A 23,453-nucleotide genomic window follows, 5' to 3' on the forward strand; every position below is an offset into this window, starting at 1 on the left:
AAAATAGTGTAAACTATCTTTCCTTATGGCACTATCTACAAATGATCTAAAAAATGGAATGGTTTTGAATCTCGAAGGAGATCTGATGCAAGTTGTCGATTTCCAACACGTTAAACCTGGTAAAGGTCCTGCTTTTGTCAGGACAACAATGAGAAACCTAAGAACTGGTGCGAATGTCGCAAAAACATTTAGTGCTGGATTAAAAGTTGAACAGGCAATTGTCGATCGTCGTAACTATCAATTCTTGTATCGCGAAGGAACAGACTATGTTTTTATGGATCTAGATACTTACGATCAAATCCATTTAAGCGAAATTCAAGTTGGCGAAGCTCAAAAATACCTTAAAGAATCTGATAGCGCACTAATTCACATGTATGGCTCTGAACCTTTATTAGTTGAACTTCCCGCTTCAGTTGAATTAACAATCACAGAAACTGAACCTGGATTACAAGGAGACAGAGTTTCTGGAGCTAGAAAACCAGCAACTGTTGAAACAGGTGTTGTAGTGCAAGTCCCAATTTTTGTAAACCTAGGTGATGTTATAAAAGTTGACACTCGTACAGGTGATTATATCACTCGTGTGTGATATAGGTATTTAGATATGTCAAAGACGGATTCACGAGAAAGATGTGTATTACTATTTTTCGAAGCTGAACAAAAAGAACTTGAAGTTAACAAAGTCGTAAATACACTACCTGTGCCTCCTAATTCCTATTGTATAAAATTATTAGAAGATTATGAATCAAATGAAGAAAAAGTTATAGATCTAATCGAGAATAATATTAAAAATTGGTCAAGCGACCGTCTGCCAGCTTTCGATAGGGCAGTTTTGCGTATGGCAATAACAGAACTAGTTCGTTCTGATGAATCTCCAGCCGGTACAGTCATCTCTGAGGCTGTGAAATTATGTGAGAAATATTCGACAGATGATTCACCACGCTTTGTAAACGGTGTATTATCTAGCATTGCACATAACGTTCGTAGCGTAGAAATGTTTGAAAAGGCTAAGCTTGCTACTAGCAAAAAAAATGACAACATTTAAGGTATAAATATTTCATGACCGATACTCCCGTTCCAGTAGTTGAATCAGACTTCGACCTAGAATCTTTATTAGATACGCCATGGGTTGTTATTGTCTGGAATGATCCCGTAAATCTTATGAGTTATGTCACCCATGTTTTACAGAAACTTTTTGGATATTCAAAAGAGAAAGCCACAGAATTGATGAATCAAGTTCATGTTGAAGGTAAAGCAGTTGTTTCAAGTGGGCGTCGTCTTGAGTGTGAAAATGATGTTTCCCGATTACACGGACATGGTCTGTGGGCGACAATGCAGAAAGACGATTAAATATATAATGCGTGATACTAGATTTGATGTAACACTAGAAGGTGTAGAAGCATATTTATTTCCAGATGAAGTTAAAGTGTTTGTTGATATTGCAAATGACTTAAGAGCAATAATTGAGACACCTGCATTAGATGGTGATGATCCTGTACGCGAAAGATTATTTCCACGTGCATATCTTGACCCTACTGAAGAAAATGCAGAAATATCATGGGCAGCATTTTCTCATCCAGAACTATTAGAATCTCGAATATTAACATTGGAAGTGTTAATAGAATCATTAAAAAGATTAGAGTTAGCGAAACCTGAATCAGATGCTGGTGAAATGCAGGTTGTTGTGCTTACTATGTCTGAAACAGAGCATTGGTTAAAAGGTTTAAATGATTTACGTTTAGCTTTAGGCACAAGATTAAATATTGAGACAGAAGCTGATAATGAGCCTGATGAAGGTGACCCTACTAATGCATTAAGACAAATTTATACTTGGTTAAGTGCTTTGCAACAAGATCTGTTAGAACAGGTTTATTTATAAATACTTTTTGTAATGTATTGACAATATTTTAAGATACATTTACAAAAATATAGTTTAAACAGACAATATGTTTTATGGCTATAGATACATAAAGTGCTTGGAACATTCAGTCACTAGATCGTATTGTATTAGACGATCCGTTAGAAGTACGTTTATTTAAATGGGCGATTGCAAAAATTGGAGAATAGTTATATTTACTGCTGAGCGGATGAGTGTAATTGAACAATCATATTCAGGAATAGCTCAGCCAGCTGATTCAAATGGTGTAAATATGCAATTTTAATAAGTATAAAAGCAAATTTTCTCATGCTTCTTATAAGAATGTAGACTCAAGTATATGAAAACAATTGTTATAGGATTTTTAAATACTGATATCATTGCAACTGGACTACCTCGTTTCCCAAAGTCAGGGGAACTGATATTTGGTGATGAGCTAAGTATAGGCCCTGGTGGGAAATCTCGTAATATTGCCAGCATGATTGCAAGACTTGTTGAGCCTAAAAGTGTTGCGATGTTAGGTAGGACATCTAGAGATCCTTATGGATTGTGGAAATCTCCAGTAACAGCTTTAGAAGATGTTGGCGTTGATACTAGTCATATAAAAATATTTAATTTTGAAGAAACTGGAAAAATGCCTGGTATTGCTTTAATACCTGTTGATATCAATGGAAATAATCAAATAATTGTTTTACCTGGTATATGCGAAGATTTTTGTCCTAAAGATATCGAAGAATCGATCGAATTATTTAAAGAGGTCGGTCTAGAAAAAGGGATGTTAGTTTTGACCATGGAATGTCCAATCGAAACTTCTTTAAGTGCTGTAAAAATTTCTAAAGAACATGGTATAAAAGTGATGTTTGATCCAGGAGGACTACAGGAATCAGATGATATAACTGAATTATTAAATACTGGAATATTTTTAATTAAACCTAATGAACATGAACTTAAAATGTTGACAGGAATAAATGCAATAGATTTTGAAACAGCGCAGCTTGGTGCAAAAAAACTATTTGACTATGGAATCGAAAATGTATTGATTACACTAGGAGAAAAAGGGGCTTTTCTCTTTACACATAAATCTAATACGCGATTTGAAATACCAAATATAGAAGTAGATAAAAGCCAAAAAGATGCTACGGGCTGTGGTGATCAAACAATGGCAACACTTGTTGCAATGTTACAAGCTGGAAAAACTCTAACTGAATCTGTAGAAATAGCTATAAAAGCTGGTACCCTACAATTCTTTCGAACTGGAATTAAACCTGTCGAGTTAGAAGATCTTTAAATTTTCTACTATAATTATTTCATAATTGAGATGCTTCAAAGCTTCTCACGCCAATCATCCTGTGAGATGAGAATATCAAGCTAAGTCAGGTTGATATTTATAAAACTAGTTCTGTGAAACTAAGGAAGGCGAAAATGACTTCACTTGTTGTGTTCAACCAAGACGATATTGTTCGTGTTTCTACTCGTATTTCACATGAAATTATTGAACGGAATTCCGGTTCGAGAAATATTATATTAATTGGGGTACGTCGGAGAGGTGCCCTTCTTGCAAATAGACTTAAAAAAATAATCAAAACTATTGATGGTATTAGTGTGCCGGTATATTCGTTAGATATTACAAACGCTCGAGATGATTTAACAAAAGAAGAAACACATAACCATTTAATTAATGAGACAGTCACTGGTATATCTATATCGAATGAAGAAGAATTAGGAATATATCCACAAGATATTATGACCGTACCAATTATTGATTTTACAAATTTTAATGTGATCATTGTTGATGATGTTTTGTATACAGGTAGAACTACAAGAGCGTGTATGGAAATTATTTCAAAAATATCTCGACCAAAAACAATTCAACTTGCTGTGATGATAGATCGTGGTCACCGTGAACTTCCTATTCGTGCAGATTATGTAGGGAAAAATCTTCCGACGAAAAGGACTGAAACGGTAAATGTACTTATGATGGAACTTGATGGTCAAGATAGTATTGAAATAGCGAGGCAAAATATTGGGTAAAGATGGATTTCTGATAAAAAATGCAACAATAGTTGATTCTCGAGGAACAACTAGTGGCGATGTTTTAATTGATGATGGCAGAATCACAGATGTTGGCAAGATCGAACAAAGTGGTGGCGAATATCTAATCGATGCACACGGGCTAATTCTCTCCCCTGGAATTGTAGATATACAGGTACATTTACGCGAACCGGGATTTGAAGAGAGTGAAGAAATCGAAACTGGTGCACGAGCAAGTGCAGTAGGCGGAATGACAGCCGTTCAATGTATGCCGAACACAAATCCATGCATCGACAATGTGAATACCTTCCGAGACGTCAAACATCGCTCTCAAAATGCTATGGTCGATGTTTTTGTTTCTGCCGCAATAACAAAAAATCGGGCCAGTGAAGAAAATGTAGATTTTAAATCACTATATGAAGCTGGAGCTCGAACTTTTACTGATGATGGTGACTGTGTTAAAACTGCAAGACTAATGCGTGAAACAATAGAGACTCTAAGTCAATTCGATGATTGTGTCTTGGCTCAACATTGTGAAGACCATTCATTAGTTCATGACGGGATAATTGATGAAGGGGAAATTTCTAAACAGCTAGGCCTTAAAGGCCGCCATCGAGTCGGCGAAGAAATAATTGTAGCTAGAGATATTGCTCTTATGCGTGCATTTGCGTCACCAAAACTAAGATATCATGTTTTACATATTTCAACTAAAGAAGCATTAACACAAGTACGCGATGCAATAGCTCAAGGCTTGAATGTTTCTAGTGAAGTAACTCCGCAACATATTGCACTTGCAAGCGATTTATTATTAAGTGGAAATGCTAACTTTAAAATGAATCCGCCACTGCGAACATTTGATGATATAAATGCGCTTCGACTTGGTCTAAAAAATGGAACTATAGCTGCAATTGCTACTGACCATGCTCCTCACCCTAAATCTAAAAAAGATTTGGGCATTGAACATGCACCGCCAGGAATGTTAGGTGTTCAAACCGTGTTGGCGGCTTCGATAACTCACTTGGTTGAAACTGGAGTGTTAACAATCGAAGAACTAATTAATGTGCTTTGTATTAATCCTGCAAAAATAATTAATGCTCATAAACTTGAAAATGGTGGTCATGGTTGCGATATAACTGTAGGTAATAAGGCAAACATAATGATATTTGACCCACAAGGCGAGTTTGTTGTTAATAAAAAAGATTTATTATCAAAAAGTGAAAATTCCCCATGGGAAGGTCACACTCTTAAAGGTGTGGTGCATTACACATTTAAATCTGGTGAAATGACATGTGAGAAAGGGCAACCAACAAAATGACAAGTAATTCAAGACTTCAAGATTCCGTATTGATTTTTGCTGACGGCACACAATTCGAAGGTAGTGCCTGTGGCTATATCCCAGAAAATGGTGTAGCGAGTGGAGAAGTAGTTTTTAATACTTCAATTTCTGGTTATCAAGAAATAATATCTGACCCATCTTATGCTGGACAAATAATAACTTTTACAGCAACACAAATAGGTAACTATGGAACGAACTCACAAGATAACGAATCCGAGAAACCATTTTGTAATGGCGTCGTTATTCGTGATCTAGCTAGAAAATATTCGAATTGGAGAGCAAACGCCACATTAGATACTTATTTGCAAAGAAATCAGATACCTGGAATATGCAATGTTGATACACGTGCTCTAACAAGATTCATAAGAGACAACGGATCCTTACCTGCAGCATTTGGCACTGATGAACAAACAGTTAAAAAAGCATCTTTGGATGCATTAAGCACTGATGGTCAAAATGTTGCAGCACAAGTATCAACTAAGAAACCTTATTTCTCTGGTACAAAAGATATGCCATTCTATGTTGTTGCGTATGACTTTGGTATTAAAAGTTCTATTATTGAAAATTTAAATAGTAGAGGTATATATGTTGAAGTCGTCCCTCATGACACTTCTGCGCAAGAAGTATTTGGTAGAGCTCCCGATGGAGTCTTTTTATCTAATGGTCCTGGAGATCCAGATGCAGTAACGGGTGCTCGTGAAACTGTAAAACAATTTATTGGGGAACTACCCTTATTTGGAATTTGTCTAGGTCATCAAATACTAGGACTTGCCTTAAATGCAACAACGACAAAATTAGAATTTGGTCATCATGGTGGAAATCATCCAGTAAAAAATATTTTAACGAATGAGATAGAGATAACATCGCAAAACCATAATTATGTTGTTGAAGCAGATTCAATAAAAAATGCTCAAATAACACATATAAATCTTAATGACCAAACAGTAGAGGGTTTACGCCTTGATGATGGCTTAACTTTTTCGGTTCAACATCATCCAGAAGCATCACCAGGCCCAACGGAGGCACAAAAAATGTTTGATGTATTTAGAGATACATTAGAAAAATTTGAAAATTAAATACTTAGGATAATGGTCTGCTCTTGGCTTAGCTAAGACCGGACCCAGCACAGAAAAAAGAGGAACATAGCACATGCCGAAACGTAGTGACATAAAATCAATATTAGTTATTGGATCAGGCCCAATCGTCATAGGTCAAGCATGTGAATTTGATTATAGTGGTACACAAGCATGCCGTGTATTGCGCGCAGAAGGTTTTCGAGTTATCTTAGTTAACTCTAATCCTGCAACTATAATGACTGATCCCGACGTTGCTGACGCAACTTATATAGAACCACTCGATGTTGCTCACGCCGAAGCAATAATTGCATTAGAGAAACCAGATGCTGTGTTACCAACTCTGGGTGGCCAAACAGCATTGAACTTAGGTCTAGCACTAGCCGATCAAGGTATTCTCGATAAATATAATGTTGAAATGATTGGTGCTAATCCTGATGCTATAAGAATGGCCGAAGATCGTGAACTTTTTAAAAATGCGATGACAGAAATTGGTTTACAAACTTGTGTTTCACGAATTACAAACACGATTGATGAGGCATTATCGATAGCTAAAGAAATAGGTTACCCTATTATGCTTCGACCTAGCTTTATCATGGGTGGGGCTGGTACTGGTATTGCCTATGATGAGAAACAGATGCGTGAAATGGCGCGTATTGGTATAGAAGCATCTCCAATTGGCGAAATACTTGTTGAACAAAGTGTTCTAGGTTGGAAAGAATATGAAACAGAAGTCATGCGTGATAGAAATGATAATTGTGTGATTGTTTGTTCAATAGAGAATTTTGATGCAATGGGAGTCCATACTGGTGATTCTATTACTGTTGCACCCCAACAAACATTAACTGATCTTGAATATCAACAAATGCGTGATGCATCTTTTGCAGTGCTACGTAAAATTGGTGTCGATACTGGAGGATCAAATGTGCAGTTCGCTGTCAATCCTGCTGATGGAACCCAAATAGTAATTGAAATGAACCCACGCGTTTCACGTTCAAGTGCCCTTGCGTCTAAAGCCACTGGGTTTCCAATAGCTAAAATTGCAGCGCGATTAGCTGTTGGATATACATTAGACGAAATTCTAAATGATGTAACAAAAGCAACTCCTGCATGTTTTGAACCATCAATAGATTATGTCGTAACTAAAGTTCCTCGTTTTGCTTTCGAGAAATTACCTGGAGCTTCAAATACTCTGGGTACTCAAATGCAAAGCGTTGGAGAAGTAATGGCTATAGGTCGCACATTCAGAGAGTCGCTGCAAAAAGCATTGCGCTCAATGGAGTATGGTCGTTTTGGTTTGAATTGCGATGATGGCGAGACATTTTTTGATGATTTAAATGATGAAGATCGTATAGATTTGCTTGTCAAGCCTAACCCTGAACGTATTTTTGCACTGGAGAGTTCATTGCGTGCTTTCATGACTGCGCAACGCGCTCATGAGCTGACTCATATTGATCCTTATTTTATAGATCAACTTCTACAAATAATTGAGACAAGAGAATTGTTGTGTTCGCGTACACCAGATACGATTTCTAAATCGGAGATGAAAAGAGTATTGCGTGATGGTTTTAGTGCAGAGCAGATCGCTTATGCTTGGTCCTGTTCTATGGATGAGATTTATGAAACTATTAAAAATTATAAAATAGAAAAAACTTTTAGTGCTGTAGATACTTGTGCAGGCGAATTTAGCAGTTCGACGCCATACTTCTACTCGACGTATTCAGATGAAGACGAAATTATCCTCCCTGAAAAAAAGACGGTTGTAATATTGGGATCTGGACCCAATCGAATAGGTCAGGGTGTCGAGTTTGATTATTGTTGTGTTCATGCTAGTTATGCTCTTCGCGATTCTGGTTTTGCACCTGTAATGATTAATTGTAATCCTGAAACTGTATCTACCGATTATGACACTAGTGATATGTTATTTTTTGAACCATTGACTGCAAGTGATGTGATAGCGATTTGTGAAAAGTTGAATCCTTTTGGAATTATTGTTGCTTTGGGTGGACAAACACCTCTTAAGCTTTCTTCGGTATTAAAAGAAAAAGGTTTTAATATTTTAGGTACTTCTCCAGAGTCAATTGATAAAGCAGAAGATAGAGAATTGTTTCATGAACTATGTGAAAAATTAGAAATTAAACAGCCAGAAGGTGGAATTGCAATAACTACTGCACAAGCTTTAAATGTTGCTGAAAAAATTGGATATCCTGTTTTAGTTCGACCTAGTTACGTCTTGGGTGGACGAGCGATGCAAATAGTAGATGAACCAAATCAACTTGTTGAGGCTATGGAAGAATTAACTGCAATGGGAACACTTGGTAAAGAAGGGGGATTATCATCAACTCGTCCAGCTTTGATTGATCGTTTTTTACAAGATGCTACAGAAGTTGATGTTGATGCTTTACGTGATATAAATGGTGAATTCCTACTAGGTTCAATTATGGAGCATATAGAAGAAGCTGGCGTGCATTCGGGAGACTCTGCTTGTATTCTGCCACCTCAAACTTTATCTAGTGATGTGATTGCAACGATAATTAAACATACCAAGGCTTTGGCTGAAAATTTAGAAGTTGTCGGATTGATTAACATACAGTTTGCAGTGCAAGATGACAATGTTTATATAATAGAAGCCAACCCAAGAGCATCACGTACGGTTCCTTTTGTCGCGAAGGCAACAGGTATACCAATTGCTAAAATTGCTACACGTTTAATGCTTGGTGAGACTTTTGAATCTTTAAGATCGGCAGGAATAATATCAGTTGAATTATCTTCAGAAAATATAATGCCTACAGATCGTATAAGTGTCAAAGCCCCGGTCTTTCCTTTTGCAAGATTTCCAAAGGTTGATGCTGTACTAGGTCCTGAGATGCGTTCAACAGGAGAAGTTATGGGTATAAGCCCTACTTTTGGTACAGCATTCTATAAAGCTCAAATTTCTGCTGGCATGGTTATACCTTCTAAAGGTGTTGTATTTATTTCAGTTGCTGATAGAGATAAAGAAAATGCTATTGAAGTTGCAAGAATGTATGCTGCTTTAGGGTTTAGATTTGCGGCAACTTCTGGTACTGCGAGTGCTTTTGTACAAAAAGGTATTCCTGTTGATTATGTTATTGCGAAAGTTGGCGATGAATATGGAAACGATGCGGTTGATTTAATTGCAAATGGAAAAATTGACTTAGTCATTAATACACCTATGGGTAGAAGCACTCGACGCGATGGTCAACATATACGTATTGCAGCCACTAAATATCATGTTCCATGTGTGACAACAATAGCAGCAGCTCGTGCTCTAGCCTCAGGTATTGCACAATGGGAGAAATCTAATATACAGGTTGCTTCCTTACAAAAGATGCATGAAAATGTTCAATTGACTTTGGAATCTAACAATGTTTAAAAATAAGAAGCATGTACATAGCGATGATGGTGATTGCTGTATAGAACTAGATATGACTGTTGAATTAAATACTTCAGTCGCAGATATTAAACTAGACAATCCTGTAGTTGCTGCTTCTGGGAGCATGGGGCATTCAGATGAACTTTTCGAAGTCATCGACCCTCGCGAATTTGGTGCTATAACCATAAAATCTTTAGCGCCTTTTCTTTCTCCTGGCAATCCTTCACCTCGCGTTGGGGCATGTCCTACTGGAATGATGAACTCAGTTGGCCTACCGGGACCACATATTAAAGATTGGATTGATAGCGATTTAGAAAAATTAAAAAAATCTGGAGCAAAAATTATTATGGCTATTTGGGGTAGAACTTTTGAAGACTACGCTAAAGCTGCCAAAATAGTTACGCAATATTCAGAAAATTTTATTGCTTTAGAAGTTAATGTTAGCTGTCCTAATACTGAAGCGGGTAATAGGCTTTTTGCTTTTAGTAAAGATGACGTACAAAAAATTACTGAACTTGTTAAGAATGAAGTCGGTAATAAGTTACCTATTTTTATTAAGCTTTCTAGTTCAGTTACTTCAATAGTTGATATTGCAAGTGGGGCAGTTAAAGCTGGGGCAGACGGACTTACGTTATTTAATACTTCGCTTGGTCTGGTTATTGACCCTTATACTCGTAAACCTATTTTAGGCAAAGGTTCTGGTGGTTATAGTGGAGCGGGTGTTTTTCCAATCGTTTGCAAGGGCGTTTATGAAGTTCGTTCAGCATTTCCAGAAATACCTATTATTGGTGTGGGTGGTGTCAGCTCAGGGCAAGACGCTGCTGCATTGATGATGTGTGGTGCAAACTTAGTCGGTATAGCTACTGCTACTTTTGCTAATCCAAAAGCTGTGATTAGAATAAACCAAGAACTAGCTGATTTCTGTTTTAATACTGGTGTAGTAAAAGTTTCGGAATTGACTAATACAATTGAGATGCCTACATGAGAAAAGAGCAATATGTCAGAATTTGATGAAAATGTAAAAGAGAAATTAGTTTTAAGTTTAGATGTTGGTGATCTTGATGCTTCTTTAACGATGGTTGAATTAGTTGGCGATTATTTTGGATATGTAAAAATTGGTAGTGAGCTATACGCTCAAAATGGTGCAGAGTCTGTTATAAAAATGCGAGAACTAGGTATTAAAGTTTTTCTTGATTTAAAACTCCATGATATTCCTAATACAGTTGAACGAGCATGCGAAGTTCACGCATCTCGAGGTATTTCTATGATGACTGTTCATGGCGCTGGTGGTAAGGAAATGCTATTAGCAGCTCAACGCGGTTTGAAAAAAGGTGCTATATCTTGCGGATTTGATACTCCAATTTTGTTGGCAGTGACAGTATTAACATCTTTACCTGCTGACGAGGAAGCATTTAAAGCAAGATTGCTTTTAGCGCAAGAAGTTGCTTGTGATATTGTTTGTTCTACACACGAATTAGCATTGAAAAATTCAATTGCACCAAATGTTCGAGCTTTAACGCCTGGCATTCGACTGGCTGGTCAAGATGTTGGCGATCAAAATCGTATAGCAACACCTGAATCTGCAATTAAAGATGGTTCAAATTGGCTTGTTTTAGGTCGTGCAGTCACTGGGGCAGATGACCCGATCAAAGCAACTAAAGATGTGTTTTTACAAGTCCAAACCGCTCTATATGATAATTAAATAATTTAAGAAAAGTTATTTTCGCATATCTTGATGATTAATAATATTTGTTAGTACTGAATAAGAGAAATAATGCTATAACTGTTATATTTGTCTAAACGCCCCAAACCCAATAGACTACAACTATGGATAATTCAATAGAAACTTTTATAAATCGTCCACCTGATAATACGTATAATGATGGACATATTATATCTTGGGATTTTATAACCCCAAGAGGGAACCTTGCCGGTTTCGGATCAGTGGATAATACTAATGTACTTCTAAAAGTTGTTGTTAGTGATTCCGGAGAGATAGTTTCACTCAGTGGCGATAATCCATTGATATTAACTTTTACGTATGGTTCTGGAAATATCGAAACGCAAATGGTTGTATTAACTCATCAAGGCGATGCGGTACATATTCCTGGTGGAGCTACTTTAACAATCGAAACCGAGGCCATAGGTGCTGAATATATTGTTGAATACCCAAATACACCGGTCAATCCTTCGCTCCCTCTAATTGAACATGATTCAAATGTTACAAGTACATTAGCCCCAGGTGAGGTGATGTTAGAAGAAATACCGTTGTTCCCTGAGGATAAGCCGTCTTATCGAATATTTGAAAGTCCAACTATCGATTTTAATGGACCAAATCGTGTTTATTTAGAAGTATTTCCAGATAAAACATTGGATGTTTTAAAATTATCCGCTGCTAATCTCTTAACCATTGATATTATCTCTGGTAGGGGTAATCTTTATCTCTTCAATGAAGAAACGAAAAAATTGCGTGTAATCGCATTGGAGCAAGGAGTATCTGCTCAAGTAGATGTTGGAGAGATATACTGCTTAGAAGCAAGTGATGAGGGTCTTGTTGTTCGTAATACATGTCCTGGGATCGATGGGTTACATGTACAACTTGTGGCAAATCCCGAGCAATTAGTTTCACAATGCATACTAATTTAGAAATATAGCCTTATATCCAAAAAACATCTCACGCGACGCGCTATAGTCTTTTACCAGCGGATTTAGAAGTAAAATACAATATATAGTTTTTCTATTACTAAGTTTGAAACTCGAAAGGACATAAATGCCAACTCCTCCAATACTTACACCTGAACAAAGAGCAGCAGCATTAGAAAAAGCAGCATATGCTAGAAAAGCTCGTGCGGAAGTAAAAGAAAGATTAAAAATGGGGATCTTAACACTGCCAGAGCTATTTAGAGAGGCAGACGCTAATCCTATTTTGGTTAAAATAAAAGTTTCAGCTGTGATTGAATCACTTCCTGGAGTTGGAAAAGTAAAAGCCAAACGGTTAATGGAAGAATTGGAAATTGCTAGTTCGCGAAGACTCGGCGGTTTGGGTACTAAACAAAAAGCTGCTTTACTTGCTAAGTTTTCATCGCAATAATTAAGGATAATAATATAAATGAGTGATGATCTATTAAATAACGGAAAACTTATTGTTATTGCAGGCCCTAGCGGTGTCGGCAAAGGAACATTGGTTTCTGAATTAATGAAAAAAATACCAGAATTATACCTGAGTATATCTACAACTACACGTGCGCCACGGCCACATGAAATTGAAGGTAAAAGCTACTATTTCCTTTCTGAAGAAGAATTTTTAACTACAGCAAAAAACGATGGTATGCTCGAATATTTTGAAGTTTATGGAGACTGGAAGGGTACACCTAAAGCTCCAATCGAAGAACATATAGCAAAAGGACAAAACGTTGTTTTGGAATTGGATGTTCAAGGTGCACTAAAAGTTAAAGATTTATATCCAAATACCTTTTTGATATTTGTTAAAGCTCCTAGTGAAGAAGTTCAAAGACGACGATTATTACAACGTGAAGATCCTACAATGACTCCTGAGTCGCTAGACAAAAGACTTGCAGCTGCAGCAGCAGAGGAAAACTTAATCCCCAAATTTTCTGCTATGGTCATAAATGATGACCTGGCTCGCGCATTAAGTGAGCTAACTGCTATAGTTAAAGATCATATAAGTAAAGTTACAACACAGTAAACATACTGTGGATAAGTGCTCTGTGAAGGTTTAGTCTTTCGGGTTCGGTTATCTGCAGAACAAATTTAGAGGTAATAGTGGAAAATAAAAAATCATCACTCATGGATCCAGCAATGGAAGTTATGCTTGAAAATGCAGGATCAAAATTTACTCTTGTAACATTAAGCTCAAAACGTGCTCGTGAAATAAATGACTATTATAACCAACTTGGTGAAGGTCTCGGACGCATAGTGCCACCTCAGATAACTTCAACATCACGTAAACCATTATCAATTGCATTAGAAGAAATATATAACGGTGACATTATTGCCATGCCTTTAGAAGAGACGGAGCAAAGTGCATCTGATCTTTCAGAAATTGAAGCAGCTGGCGAAAGTTTTGAAGATATAGCAGCATTGATGTCAGAGGATTCTTCAGTTGATGTTGTGAGTGATGAAGTATCTAGTAGCGATATTGCTTAAATAGAATTTAATGTCTAAAACGAACTTACCACTTAAGGAAGTTCTATATGGTCGTAAAATAGTTCTTTGTGTAACAGCTAGTATTTCTGCATATAAATCAGTAAGTATTTTGCGGAAATTACGTAAACTTGGAGCTTTTGTAAGTGTAGCTACTACACCTTCTACAAAAAGGTTTATAGGAAGTCCAACTTTCTCTGCTTTAGCCAGCGAAGCAGTATTTGATGATCTTTGGACTAACCGTGGTTCAATTGCACATACTACTTTGGGTAAAAGTGCAGATTTAATTTTAGTTGCACCAGCATCTGCTTCTATAGTCTCAAAAATAGCAAATGGGACTTGTGATGAAATCGTCTCAGCAATATTGCTTGCTACACCAAAAGATACACCAATCCTATTAGCGCCTGCGATGCACGAAGAAATGTATGAGAATTTTGCTACTAAAGAAAATATTAAAAAATTAGAAGAGAATGGATATAATTTTATCGGGCCCGATATTGGCGAATTAGCTGGTGGCGATATTGGTAAAGGTCGTCTAAGTGATGAAGAAGTCATCGTCGAAAAAGTAATCCAATTATTAAATGACAGACCTCTAAAAAAGTTCGAAACACCCGAAACATTAATAACTGGTTTTCCTCATGTGTATGATGCCGAGTCAAATGTTAAAACATTAGGATCCATAAAAAGAAAGATATTGATAACTGCAGGTGGCACTCGTGAGCCAATAGACCCTGTACGTGTAATTACTAATCGTTCGAGTGGCAAAATGGGTCATTGTCTTGCTGAGGCTGCGTTGATTAGTGGATATGAAGTTATACTTGTTACAACATCGAACCTTGATAGCTCACTTGATATTTTACGAATTAATGTTGATACAGCAGATCAAATGAATGAGCAAGTAATGAAATATTTACAAGTGTGTGATGTAGTTATTATGGCTGCAGCTGTTGGTGATGTTAAACCAAAAAATTATTCAGCAACAAAATTAAAGCGCGAATCTGGTATCACTAATATAGAGGTGGAAGATAATATAGATATTGCTGGCGAGATATTAAAAAATAAGAAAAAGAATACAAAACTAGTATGTTTTGCTGCTGAAACTAACAATGCAATTGATAATGCAAAAAATAAAGCATTGAAAAAATTACCTGATGTTATGGTTCTAAATGATGTTTCTAGAGATGATTCTGGGTTTAATAGTTCAACTAATAAAATTTGGATAGGTCTAAAACCTGAATATGATTTTGTCGAATATGAGACTATGCCCAAAGAAGAAGTTGCATTTTCTATACTAGGTGCAATTAATTAATTCTAAGTGCTAGGCTATTATCATGATTTTTACTTCCGAGTCAGTAACTGAAGGCCATCCTGATAAGTTAGCTGACCAAATTAGCGATGCGATATTGGATTCAGTATTATTAGACGATCCTTATAGCCGGGTAGCATGTGAAACGCTTTTGGCAACGAATCTTGCTGTAATTGCTGGAGAAATAACTACAACTTCCAAAGTTGATATTCAAAACAAGGTCCGAGAAGTTATTAAGAATGTTGGTTATGACCACGAAGGTGTTGGTTTTGACGGCAATACTTGTAAAATCATTTTATCTTATGTGGAACAATCGAATGAAATCGGTTCTTCAGTAAGTCATTCTTTGGAAACACGCAGTGGCAATAGTAAAGAGATTTATGAACAGATTGGAGCAGGGGATCAAGGTTTAATGTTTGGTTTCGCGTGCGATGAGACACCGGATTTAATGCCACTTCCAATTTGGCTTGCACATAAAGTTGCTAAACAGTTAAGTGATGTTAGAAAAAATGGTGTTATAAACTATTTGCGTCCCGACGGAAAATGTCAAATAAGTGTGAATTATGAAGGGGATAAAGCAGCAAGTATTCCAACAATTGTTGTCTCTTCCCAACACGATCCGGGTATTGAAATCGAAGAATTAAAAAGCGATATTATAAAACATGTAATTCGACCAGTGGTACCCGAAAATTTTGATCTTTCTGAAACCAGATTTTTAATTAACCCTTCAGGTTCATTCGTCTATGGAGGTCCACACACCGATACTGGTTTAACAGGTAGAAAAATTATTGTTGATACTTATGGTGGTATGGCTCGACATGGTGGAGGCGCATTTTCAGGTAAAGATGCTACAAAGGTAGACCGTTCAGGAGCTTATGCTGCAAGAGCCATTGCAAAATCAGTTGTTGCTGCTGGTTTGGCGAAACGCTGTGAGATACAAGTTGCATATGCTATTGGTGTTGCGAGACCTGTGAGTATATTCATTGAAGCTTTCAATACCAATAATGTTGATTTAGATCAGTTAAACGAAGCAATTCAAGAGACCTTTGACTTACGCCCTGGCGCAATTATAGATAATTTCGATTTACGAAAACCACGCTATTTAAATACTGCAGCTTATGGTCATTTTGGTAGAAGTGAAGATCACTTTACTTGGGAACAAGTTGATAAATATGTTGAGCAGCTAAAAAATCGTTTCAACCTATAGTCGTTTCAATGTATGCATTAATACAGCCAGACATTCTAAAAATTGAAAAATTATATTGGTATAGTATTAACGAAATAGACAATATAAGTGTGGGCTCCATTGTAAGAATTATTTTAAATGGAAGAAAAGTTCGTGGATGGGTGATAAAGAAATCTGAAATAATTCCAGATGATATTGAGATAACTAAACTGAAACCAGTAATTGAATTTGTTAGTCGTGGTCCTAATGAAAAAATGCTGTCATTTTCGATTGAGTTATCAAAATATTATTTAGTTTCACCAGTAGTATTTTTAAGAATGTGTTCACCAGATGTGATAGTCAAAGATACCCAATTTCAAAAGTCAAGTTATAGATCATTTACTAGACCGTCATGTGATGCTAAATCGCCCCAAGTAATATATGTAAACCCAAGAGAAAATAGACGAAAATTAATTTTAGAAAATATTGCAAGTATTGGCTCAACAATAATAATCACGCCGGACTCTAGAATGAAAATTGCAAAGTTCTTGCGTGAAACCGGTCATAAAGTTATTGTTATTAATATAGATGGAAAAGTTAGCAGAGAAGTATACTTGCAAATGGGTCAGGGAAACTGTGTGGTTATTGCGTCTAGAAAAGCAATATTTGCAAATGTTGATGATTTGAATTCGATAATCATATTAGATGATGGATTTGAACAACTAAGAGATGAACGTTCACCTAGATTTCATAGTGTTGATGTTGCAAAATTACGTGCGGCAAAAGAAAATTGTAATTTAACAGTAATAACGAGTGTGCCTACAGTAGTAGTTCGTGATTTCAATATTTCTGATAAAAGAAGCGCTGAAGGTCTATGGCCTAAAATACAAATTGAAAACTTATTAAAAACTGACCCTACACTAGGAATCTTTACACACAAAGTTGTTAACGCTATAAAGAAAGTTGTTGAACTCGGCGGTAATGTAGCTTTGATTAGCAACAATACAACAATAGCGCGAAAGTTGATATGTAAGAAATGTGAGAACATTATTGTGTGTGAGCATTGCAGCCATAATGTAATTCTTTCTGGTGATGATCAACTGACTTGTGAGATCTGTAAAAAGATTAGACCAAAAATTTGTAGTAACTGTGGTGGTATCGAATTAAAGAAATATAGAAAAGGTAATAAATCTTTAAAAGGTGAATTGGATAAATTATTTCCTAAAACAAATATCCTAGAGATAGAAAAAAATACTGAAGTCCCAGAAGAATTAATAAGCGGTAAAATACCAAATATACTTATTGGTACTGAAAGTATATTTCATATTGGTTCTGTAACAAAAAATATTTTACTCTTTGTATTTTTGGATTTTGATTCTTATTTGTTGAGACCACGTTCGGATGCATTTGAGCAATCTCTAATTTCTATAACAAGGGCATTAAGGTTATTAAAACAAACTCAACTTGAGATATCTATGCTATTAATAACTAAAATGCCTGATCATCAAATAATAAAAGATTTACAAGCTGGTGATTTTGTGTCAAATCTAAACAGAGATTTAGAGCTCAAAATGCAATTGGGAACAGCCCCCATAAATGCAACAGTTCAAATAAAAGTAAAAAATGATGATTTGTCCAATCTAATTGAAACATTTCCTACTGAAATATTAGATGGGTATTATGAAGATGGCGAATATAGCTATATTTCCCTCACTGCGGAAAATCATCAAGAATTAACATTAAAATCATATGATTTAATAAGAAATTTTTCTACAAATCATCGAGTGTCACTCGCTGTAGATTCTTACGAGTAAAATAATGATATGGGAACTCTAATACAGCAAAAAACAGAATCATTAAAAAAAGATCCAAAGAAAACTTTATCATCGGATAAAAATACAAAAATAGATTTTAAGAATAACAAAAAGCTTTTAAAAGAATATTCTCGAATAAGAAAGCATCTCGAAGAATTACGTCAAGCATACGCCTCTGTAGATAATGCTAGCGAGACTGATGATATATATTTTAGGTTAAAGAATCTGGAAAAAGTCTCAAAGCGGCTTCGTAAAGGTAGTGCTTTTTCTAAAGGGGCTAAAGTGCATCAGAAACTACTAAAAAAGATACGTTAAAGGCTAGAATTAATATTTGATGTTTAAATCTCGCAAAATAGTATTTTTTGGATCACCACATCCTTCTGTAGAAATCTTAAATTCACTAGTTGAAAATGGTCATGAAGTTATTGGTGTAATAACTGGAAAAGACAAGAGACGCTCTCGTGGTAATACCTTATACCCAACACCTGTTAAAAAGGCTGCACAAGAACTAGGTATAGACGTCTTTGAGCCTAATAATAAGATTGAAATAGAAGAAGTTGTTAAGAAGCTAATTTTAATTAAAAAAGCCGAAGTTGGAATTGTTGTCGCTTACGGAAAAATTCTTTCAGTTGATGTTTTAAATAGTTTTAAATATGGTTGTATAAATATACACTATTCACTTTTGCCTAAATGGAGGGGTGCAGCACCAGTTGAAAGAGCAATTTTAGAACACGATGAAAAAACTGGTATTTCTATAATGAGTATGGATGAAGGATTAGATACGGGTTCAATATATTCATTAAGCGAGATAGAGATTAATAGTTCTACTACATCAGAAGATCTTTATATTCAAATGGCCCAAAAAGCAAAACTATTGCTTAATGATGTGTTGATTGATATAGACAAAATTGATCCTTACGAACAAAAAGGTGAATCAACTTACGCAAATAAATTATCAAAAATTGATTTCGAGATAAATGCCAGTTCTACATTGGAAGAGATAAGTGTAAAAGTGCGAGCAGGATCATTACTTAAAGGAGCATATGTCAATTCCTCTATAGGTAAATTTAGGATATTACAAGTAGGATCTATAGAGAATAATAAGAGTGATGTTAACGAATTAATATTAACGCGTAATGGTATGCTAATAAATGGTGATGGATCATTAGAAATATTAAAGGTACAAAGTGAAAATAAGCCTGCTATGAACATTACAGATTGGGTTAATGGAATCGATAAACCAAGTTTTGATATAAAGATTTTATGACGAAAAAAAATTCACAATTAAAAAATATTACAAGTAATACAAGAGCATTTATTATTGACATACTTATGTTATGTGATCAAGGTGCTTTTTCTAACGAAATACTTCCAGTTAGATTAAGTAGTTCAAATTTTTCTTCAAAAGATAGAGCAATGATAACTAATGTTGTATATAGCTCTTTAAGAAATCAAATCCGTATTGATAATGCATTATCAAAAATTTCGAAACGACCAATCTCTAAGTTGGATTCTATTGTGATTAATGCTTTGAGGAGCGTAGCGACTCAAATAATGCTTGGTTTTGATGCACACGGAGTTGTCAACGAAACTGTGACAGTAATGCCTTTTGCTTATAAAAGCTTTGTAAATGCTTTATCAAGAAAAATTGTTAACGATATCGAAGGTGATAGATTCTTTAAAAACGAATCAATTAGCATTCAAAATTCTATGCCGCATTGGATTGTTAAAGAGTTGCAAACTACATTCGGTGAAGACCATACAAAATATTTGCCACTTTTTAATCAAGCGCCATGTGTAACCTTATTTGGTCTAGATCGATCGCTAAATAATGCAGATGAGACAATACAAACAAGATTCACATCAGGAGATATTGTTGTTGATGCGAAAATACTAGAATCTGCTGGCGATATTGGCGAGTTACAGATAATCAAAGATGGTAATGCGATAGTTGTAGACCAAGGTAGTCAATTAATAGTAAAAAACATACCACTAAAAGATACTGATATCGTCCTTGATCTCTGTAGTGCGCCTGGTGGAAAATCATTCATGATGTCGACTAAAGCTAAACATATTTACGCAAACGACATAGCTCATTCACGTATGAAGAAATTTGTTGATACTAAAAAGAGAACTAAGATCAATAATGTTTCAGGAATAGTTAGTGATGGAACTAAATCTTGTTTTATTGATAAAGCGTTTGATGTAGTTTTGGTTGATGCTCCATGTTCTGGTTTAGGAGTATTAAGACGTAGGCCCGATGCAAGAAATTCGATCAAAGATACGATAGTTAAAGATCTTTTTGAACTCCAAAAAAGTATCATTTCTGAATCTATAGGTCTTGTAAAACCTAATGGTATTTATGTTTATAGTGTATGTACTTTCACAAATATGGAAACAATTGAAATTGATAATTGGATTTCTAGGAATCATCCTCATTTTAAAGAAATACAAGTAGAAGATTTACCCGAAAATATAATCAAAAGATCAAGAGGATATTTATTACCTCCTGGACAATATAATGATTCTATGTATTTTTTGATTTTAGAAAATACTTCAAATGAATGAAACTATTGATTAAGATCTAAATATGGCAAGTATTTTTACAAAAATTATTAATAATGAAATCCCTGCAAGATTCGTTTATAAAGATGAAATAGTTGTTTCTTTTTTAACTATTAATCCAGTTACTCCAGGACATGTTTTGGTGGTGCCAATTAAAGAATTCGACCATTGGGTAGACCTTGATGAAGATATTTTGACGCATATAATGAAGGTTTCTAAAAAAATATCACAAGCATTAATGCAATGTTTCGATTGTGAACGAATAGGTTTCGAAATTGCAGGATTCGAAGTTCCACATACACACATTCATCTTATTCCAGCAAATTCAAATCTTGATATGGACCTTTCTAGGGGTGATCCAACTCCATCTCATGAATTTATGAATGCTATACAAACAAAAATTGTTGCTTCTTTGTCAAAATGACGAGTAACACCAATTTTAACAGTCTTTGAATACTAGAATATTGTGGTGCATAAAAGTCTCAAAAGAACACCATTAATTGCCCCAAGTATTTTATCTGCAGATTTTGCAAATTTAGCCGATGCTTTAGCTATTGTCGATAAGGCTACTGACCGAATCCACATCGATGTTATGGATGGCCATTTTGTCCCTAACTTGACTATCGGAGCCCCCGTAGTTAAATCGTTACGATCTTATACAACTTCATTTTTAGATTGTCATCTGATGTGTACAAAACCAGAAATCCTAATAGAAGATTTTGTAAAAGCGGGCGCTGATGCTATCACAGTACATGTAGAGATAGGAAATACAAAAGAATATATAGATCAAATCAGAAGTCTTGGAGTATTCGTTGGAATTTCTTTGAACCCCGACACACCTTTCAGTGCTATTGAAGAGTTTTTGTCATATGTAGATATTGTATTATTCATGAGTGTTTATCCAGGATTTGGTGGGCAGTCATTTATACCCGAAGTACTAGAAAAAGTTGAAAAAGCTAATCAATATCGTATAGAAAATAATTTAGATCTTGTTCTACAAATTGATGGTGGAATAAATAAAGAAACTATCTCCGTAGCTGCAAAAAGTGGAATTGATGTTTTCGTTGCTGGTAATGCAGTATTCAATTCGCCAGATCCAGCAGCTGAAATAAATAGACTTGAAGACATCGCGAGACAGGCGTAAAATTAATGGCTGAATTAGTATTAATCGCAGATGATGATTCTGATGTTGCAAGAGCAGTTGAACTAAATTTAAATCTCGCGGGTTATGATACTGCAATAGCAAGCGATGGTGAAGAAGCAGTTGCAAAAGCTATAGAAATTCAACCCGACCTTATCATCCTAGATATAGTTATGCCAAAGCTTGATGGATTTCAGGTCTGTAAAGCATTGCGTGATGACCCACGTACTACCAATGTTGCTATAATACTCTTGACCGCACGTTCTATTGCTAGTGATAAAGTTTTAGGCTTAAGTGTTGGAGCTGATGATTATATTGTAAAACCTTTTGAGCCAACAGTATTATCTGCAAGAGTTAAAAGCGTTTTAAGACGTAGTTCACAAATGCGCGATCTTTCGCCGCTTACTCATTTACCTGGAAACTTTCGTATTGCTAGCGAACTTGAAAAATTTGTATCTACCCCCGACTCAGAATTTGCAGTATTGTATTGTGATATAGGAAATTTTAAAGCATATAACGATTATTATGGTTTTTTAAAGGGCGATGAAGTAATTAAATTTGCGGGACATATTATTGCCGAAGCATTACACGATTTTCAAAGTTTGCCTAGATTTCTTGGGCATATTGGCGGAGACGATTTTGTTGCAATTGTCGCTCCAGGAGATGCTGAAGATATTGCAAAAGATATAATAAATAGATTTGATGATGGTATTGTAAACTTTTATGAGACAGAAGATCGAACTCGTGGTTATATCGATGTTAAAGATAGACAAAGCAACATAAGTCGATTTGGTTTTGCATCTTTAGTCATTGGTATTGTCTCTACAGAGTTCAGAGATATTCGTTCCCAGTGGGAGGCAAGCGTCACAGCAACTGAGATGAAATCATACGCGAAGCGACATGGCAAAAGTGCTTACGAGATTGATAGACGTTCAAATGGCGAAGGGCACATTAAATAATAATGTTTACTGGCATAATCTCAAATAGAGGAAGTATCAAATCGTTAAAAAATATCGATGGAGCTATAGAATTTATAATTATTTGCGATAATAATGACTTTTTTTCGGAGACACACATTGGTGATTCTATTTCCGTAAACGGAGTATGTCTTACTGTTACAAATTTCGATAATAATTCTTTTACTACTTTTGCTCAAATTGAAACGATAGACAAAACAACTCTGGGTAATTTAGTTATAGATGAGAAAGTGAATTTGGAACATCCTCTACGGCTGAGTGATCGACTTGGTGGTCATTTAGTTCAAGGGCATGTGGACGGTATTGCTAAAATCAAAAAAATAGACCCACTGACAGATGGCTCTATACGTATTTGTATCGAACCTTCACAAGATTTAATGAAATATATAAGTCAAAAGGGTTCTGTTTCCATTGACGGTGTTAGCTTAACGATTGCATCTAGGTCTGATAAAGATTTTGATGTTGCACTTATACCTACGACAATTGAAAAAACAGGTTTTGTTGACTATTTGTCAGGAACATTGGTGAATATTGAGGTAGATTGTCTAGCTCGTTATGTTGATCAACTAATGAATAAATAGCAATCAACTAGAAAAGATAAACTGTCATCCCGA

Annotated in this window: 25 protein-coding genes; all 25 read left to right on the forward strand. The window is 35.6% G+C overall.

Translation table 11 applies throughout. The annotated features are described in order from the left end of the window. Positions 1–25: 25 nt before the first annotated feature. The 25 genes from efp (at position 26) to KBF89_02390 (ending at position 23,420) form a co-directional block, all read left to right on the forward strand. Positions 26–586 (forward strand): elongation factor P, encoded by a 561-nt coding sequence (gene efp / locus KBF89_02270; protein ID MBP9115151.1) that lies wholly within the window; start codon positions 26–28, stop codon positions 584–586. A gap of 15 nt (positions 587–601) precedes the next feature. After that, positions 602–1,042 carry a transcription antitermination factor NusB gene (nusB, locus tag KBF89_02275; GenBank protein MBP9115152.1) on the forward strand — a complete coding sequence of 147 codons (441 nt, stop codon included), beginning with the start codon at positions 602–604 and terminating at the stop codon, positions 1,040–1,042. Between the two features lie 14 nt (positions 1,043–1,056). Continuing rightward, a complete protein-coding gene (clpS, locus tag KBF89_02280; protein MBP9115153.1) occupies positions 1,057–1,347 on the forward strand; it encodes an ATP-dependent Clp protease adapter ClpS in 291 nt (96 codons plus the stop codon). A gap of 7 nt (positions 1,348–1,354) precedes the next feature. Beyond that, positions 1,355–1,876, forward strand: coding sequence for a DUF2017 family protein (locus tag KBF89_02285; protein ID MBP9115154.1), 522 nt, complete (start codon positions 1,355–1,357; stop codon positions 1,874–1,876). 337 nt (positions 1,877–2,213) lie between these two features. Beyond that, positions 2,214–3,161, forward strand: coding sequence for a bifunctional hydroxymethylpyrimidine kinase/phosphomethylpyrimidine kinase (locus KBF89_02290; protein MBP9115155.1), 948 nt, complete (start codon positions 2,214–2,216; stop codon positions 3,159–3,161). Positions 3,162–3,295: 134 nt separating this feature from the next. Continuing rightward, the gene (locus tag KBF89_02295) at positions 3,296–3,904 is read left to right on the forward strand and encodes a bifunctional pyr operon transcriptional regulator/uracil phosphoribosyltransferase (GenBank protein MBP9115156.1); all 609 of its coding nucleotides are present in this window, start codon (positions 3,296–3,298) and stop codon (positions 3,902–3,904) included. Beyond that, positions 3,897–5,219, forward strand: a complete 1,323-nt coding sequence (locus tag KBF89_02300; GenBank protein MBP9115157.1) for a dihydroorotase — start codon at positions 3,897–3,899, stop codon at positions 5,217–5,219. Before KBF89_02295 ends, KBF89_02300 begins: the two co-directional genes overlap by 8 nt. Further along, on the forward strand, positions 5,216–6,316 hold the full coding sequence (carA, locus tag KBF89_02305; GenBank protein MBP9115158.1) for a glutamine-hydrolyzing carbamoyl-phosphate synthase small subunit: 1,101 nt from the start codon (positions 5,216–5,218) through the stop codon (positions 6,314–6,316). The genes KBF89_02300 and carA overlap by 4 nt, the downstream gene beginning before the upstream one ends. Positions 6,317–6,389: 73 nt before the next feature. After that, positions 6,390–9,707 carry a carbamoyl-phosphate synthase large subunit gene (gene carB / locus KBF89_02310; protein MBP9115159.1) on the forward strand — a complete coding sequence of 1,106 codons (3,318 nt, stop codon included), beginning with the start codon at positions 6,390–6,392 and terminating at the stop codon, positions 9,705–9,707. After that, positions 9,700–10,692, forward strand: coding sequence for a dihydroorotate dehydrogenase (locus KBF89_02315; protein ID MBP9115160.1), 993 nt, complete (start codon positions 9,700–9,702; stop codon positions 10,690–10,692). Before carB ends, KBF89_02315 begins: the two co-directional genes overlap by 8 nt. Positions 10,693–10,704: 12 nt before the next feature. Beyond that, on the forward strand, positions 10,705–11,409 hold the full coding sequence (gene pyrF / locus KBF89_02320) for an orotidine-5'-phosphate decarboxylase (protein MBP9115161.1): 705 nt from the start codon (positions 10,705–10,707) through the stop codon (positions 11,407–11,409). Positions 11,410–11,534: 125 nt separating this feature from the next. Then, the gene (locus KBF89_02325; GenBank protein MBP9115162.1) at positions 11,535–12,353 is read left to right on the forward strand and encodes a hypothetical protein; all 819 of its coding nucleotides are present in this window, start codon (positions 11,535–11,537) and stop codon (positions 12,351–12,353) included. 124 nt (positions 12,354–12,477) lie between these two features. Next, positions 12,478–12,798, forward strand: coding sequence for an integration host factor (locus tag KBF89_02330; protein MBP9115163.1), 321 nt, complete (start codon positions 12,478–12,480; stop codon positions 12,796–12,798). A gap of 18 nt (positions 12,799–12,816) precedes the next feature. Further along, entirely contained in the window at positions 12,817–13,413 is a 597-nt protein-coding gene (gene gmk, locus KBF89_02335) for a guanylate kinase (protein ID MBP9115164.1), read from the forward strand. Between the two features lie 101 nt (positions 13,414–13,514). After that, entirely contained in the window at positions 13,515–13,874 is a 360-nt protein-coding gene (rpoZ, locus tag KBF89_02340) for a DNA-directed RNA polymerase subunit omega (protein MBP9115165.1), read from the forward strand. Positions 13,875–13,884: 10 nt separating this feature from the next. Then, positions 13,885–15,180 carry a bifunctional phosphopantothenoylcysteine decarboxylase/phosphopantothenate synthase gene (locus KBF89_02345; protein MBP9115166.1) on the forward strand — a complete coding sequence of 432 codons (1,296 nt, stop codon included), beginning with the start codon at positions 13,885–13,887 and terminating at the stop codon, positions 15,178–15,180. A gap of 22 nt (positions 15,181–15,202) precedes the next feature. Beyond that, positions 15,203–16,384 (forward strand): methionine adenosyltransferase, encoded by a 1,182-nt coding sequence (gene metK / locus KBF89_02350; protein ID MBP9115167.1) that lies wholly within the window; start codon positions 15,203–15,205, stop codon positions 16,382–16,384. Positions 16,385–16,392: 8 nt separating this feature from the next. Beyond that, positions 16,393–18,156: a hypothetical protein gene (locus KBF89_02355; GenBank protein MBP9115168.1), complete on the forward strand. Its 1,764-nt coding sequence runs from the start codon at positions 16,393–16,395 to the stop codon at positions 18,154–18,156. A gap of 9 nt (positions 18,157–18,165) precedes the next feature. Next, positions 18,166–18,471 carry a hypothetical protein gene (locus KBF89_02360; GenBank protein ID MBP9115169.1) on the forward strand — a complete coding sequence of 102 codons (306 nt, stop codon included), beginning with the start codon at positions 18,166–18,168 and terminating at the stop codon, positions 18,469–18,471. A gap of 16 nt (positions 18,472–18,487) precedes the next feature. After that, positions 18,488–19,423 (forward strand): methionyl-tRNA formyltransferase, encoded by a 936-nt coding sequence (gene fmt, locus KBF89_02365; GenBank protein MBP9115170.1) that lies wholly within the window; start codon positions 18,488–18,490, stop codon positions 19,421–19,423. After that, the gene (locus KBF89_02370; GenBank protein ID MBP9115171.1) at positions 19,420–20,724 is read left to right on the forward strand and encodes a hypothetical protein; all 1,305 of its coding nucleotides are present in this window, start codon (positions 19,420–19,422) and stop codon (positions 20,722–20,724) included. The genes fmt and KBF89_02370 overlap by 4 nt, the downstream gene beginning before the upstream one ends. Before the next feature lie 22 nt (positions 20,725–20,746). After that, entirely contained in the window at positions 20,747–21,145 is a 399-nt protein-coding gene (locus tag KBF89_02375; GenBank protein MBP9115172.1) for an HIT family protein, read from the forward strand. A gap of 75 nt (positions 21,146–21,220) precedes the next feature. Beyond that, positions 21,221–21,865 (forward strand): ribulose-phosphate 3-epimerase, encoded by a 645-nt coding sequence (gene rpe, locus KBF89_02380; protein ID MBP9115173.1) that lies wholly within the window; start codon positions 21,221–21,223, stop codon positions 21,863–21,865. Positions 21,866–21,870: 5 nt separating this feature from the next. After that, a complete protein-coding gene (locus tag KBF89_02385; protein MBP9115174.1) occupies positions 21,871–22,821 on the forward strand; it encodes a response regulator in 951 nt (316 codons plus the stop codon). A 2-nt stretch (positions 22,822–22,823) separates the two neighbouring features. Then, positions 22,824–23,420, forward strand: coding sequence for a riboflavin synthase (locus KBF89_02390; protein ID MBP9115175.1), 597 nt, complete (start codon positions 22,824–22,826; stop codon positions 23,418–23,420). Positions 23,421–23,453 lie beyond the last annotated feature (33 nt).

It is taken from the genome of Acidimicrobiia bacterium, from assembly GCA_018057765.1.
GTDB lineage: Bacteria > Actinomycetota > Acidimicrobiia > IMCC26256 > JAGPDB01 > JAGPDB01.

What these genes read in the sequence shown, in the direction of transcription:
- metK (MBP9115167.1), top strand. Translation starts at nt 15,203, where the DNA reads ATGATTTTTACTTCCGAGTCAGTAACTGAAGGCCATCCTGATAAGTTA.
- KBF89_02290 (MBP9115155.1), top strand. Translation starts at nt 2,214, where the DNA reads ATGAAAACAATTGTTATAGGATTTTTAAATACTGATATCATTGCAACT.
- carA (MBP9115158.1), top strand. Translation starts at nt 5,216, where the DNA reads ATGACAAGTAATTCAAGACTTCAAGATTCCGTATTGATTTTTGCTGAC.
- KBF89_02360 (MBP9115169.1), top strand. Translation starts at nt 18,166, where the DNA reads ATGGGAACTCTAATACAGCAAAAAACAGAATCATTAAAAAAAGATCCA.
- KBF89_02285 (MBP9115154.1), top strand. Translation starts at nt 1,355, where the DNA reads ATGCGTGATACTAGATTTGATGTAACACTAGAAGGTGTAGAAGCATAT.
- nusB (MBP9115152.1), top strand. Translation starts at nt 602, where the DNA reads ATGTCAAAGACGGATTCACGAGAAAGATGTGTATTACTATTTTTCGAA.
- KBF89_02325 (MBP9115162.1), top strand. Translation starts at nt 11,535, where the DNA reads ATGGATAATTCAATAGAAACTTTTATAAATCGTCCACCTGATAATACG.
- rpoZ (MBP9115165.1), top strand. Translation starts at nt 13,515, where the DNA reads ATGGATCCAGCAATGGAAGTTATGCTTGAAAATGCAGGATCAAAATTT.
- carB (MBP9115159.1), top strand. Translation starts at nt 6,390, where the DNA reads ATGCCGAAACGTAGTGACATAAAATCAATATTAGTTATTGGATCAGGC.
- pyrF (MBP9115161.1), top strand. Translation starts at nt 10,705, where the DNA reads ATGTCAGAATTTGATGAAAATGTAAAAGAGAAATTAGTTTTAAGTTTA.
- KBF89_02375 (MBP9115172.1), top strand. Translation starts at nt 20,747, where the DNA reads ATGGCAAGTATTTTTACAAAAATTATTAATAATGAAATCCCTGCAAGA.
- KBF89_02330 (MBP9115163.1), top strand. Translation starts at nt 12,478, where the DNA reads ATGCCAACTCCTCCAATACTTACACCTGAACAAAGAGCAGCAGCATTA.
- KBF89_02345 (MBP9115166.1), top strand. Translation starts at nt 13,885, where the DNA reads ATGTCTAAAACGAACTTACCACTTAAGGAAGTTCTATATGGTCGTAAA.
- KBF89_02355 (MBP9115168.1), top strand. Translation starts at nt 16,393, where the DNA reads ATGTATGCATTAATACAGCCAGACATTCTAAAAATTGAAAAATTATAT.
- KBF89_02390 (MBP9115175.1), top strand. Translation starts at nt 22,824, where the DNA reads ATGTTTACTGGCATAATCTCAAATAGAGGAAGTATCAAATCGTTAAAA.
- KBF89_02295 (MBP9115156.1), top strand. Translation starts at nt 3,296, where the DNA reads ATGACTTCACTTGTTGTGTTCAACCAAGACGATATTGTTCGTGTTTCT.
- KBF89_02385 (MBP9115174.1), top strand. Translation starts at nt 21,871, where the DNA reads ATGGCTGAATTAGTATTAATCGCAGATGATGATTCTGATGTTGCAAGA.
- clpS (MBP9115153.1), top strand. Translation starts at nt 1,057, where the DNA reads ATGACCGATACTCCCGTTCCAGTAGTTGAATCAGACTTCGACCTAGAA.
- efp (MBP9115151.1), top strand. Translation starts at nt 26, where the DNA reads ATGGCACTATCTACAAATGATCTAAAAAATGGAATGGTTTTGAATCTC.
- KBF89_02315 (MBP9115160.1), top strand. Translation starts at nt 9,700, where the DNA reads ATGTTTAAAAATAAGAAGCATGTACATAGCGATGATGGTGATTGCTGT.
- gmk (MBP9115164.1), top strand. Translation starts at nt 12,817, where the DNA reads ATGAGTGATGATCTATTAAATAACGGAAAACTTATTGTTATTGCAGGC.
- KBF89_02370 (MBP9115171.1), top strand. Translation starts at nt 19,420, where the DNA reads ATGACGAAAAAAAATTCACAATTAAAAAATATTACAAGTAATACAAGA.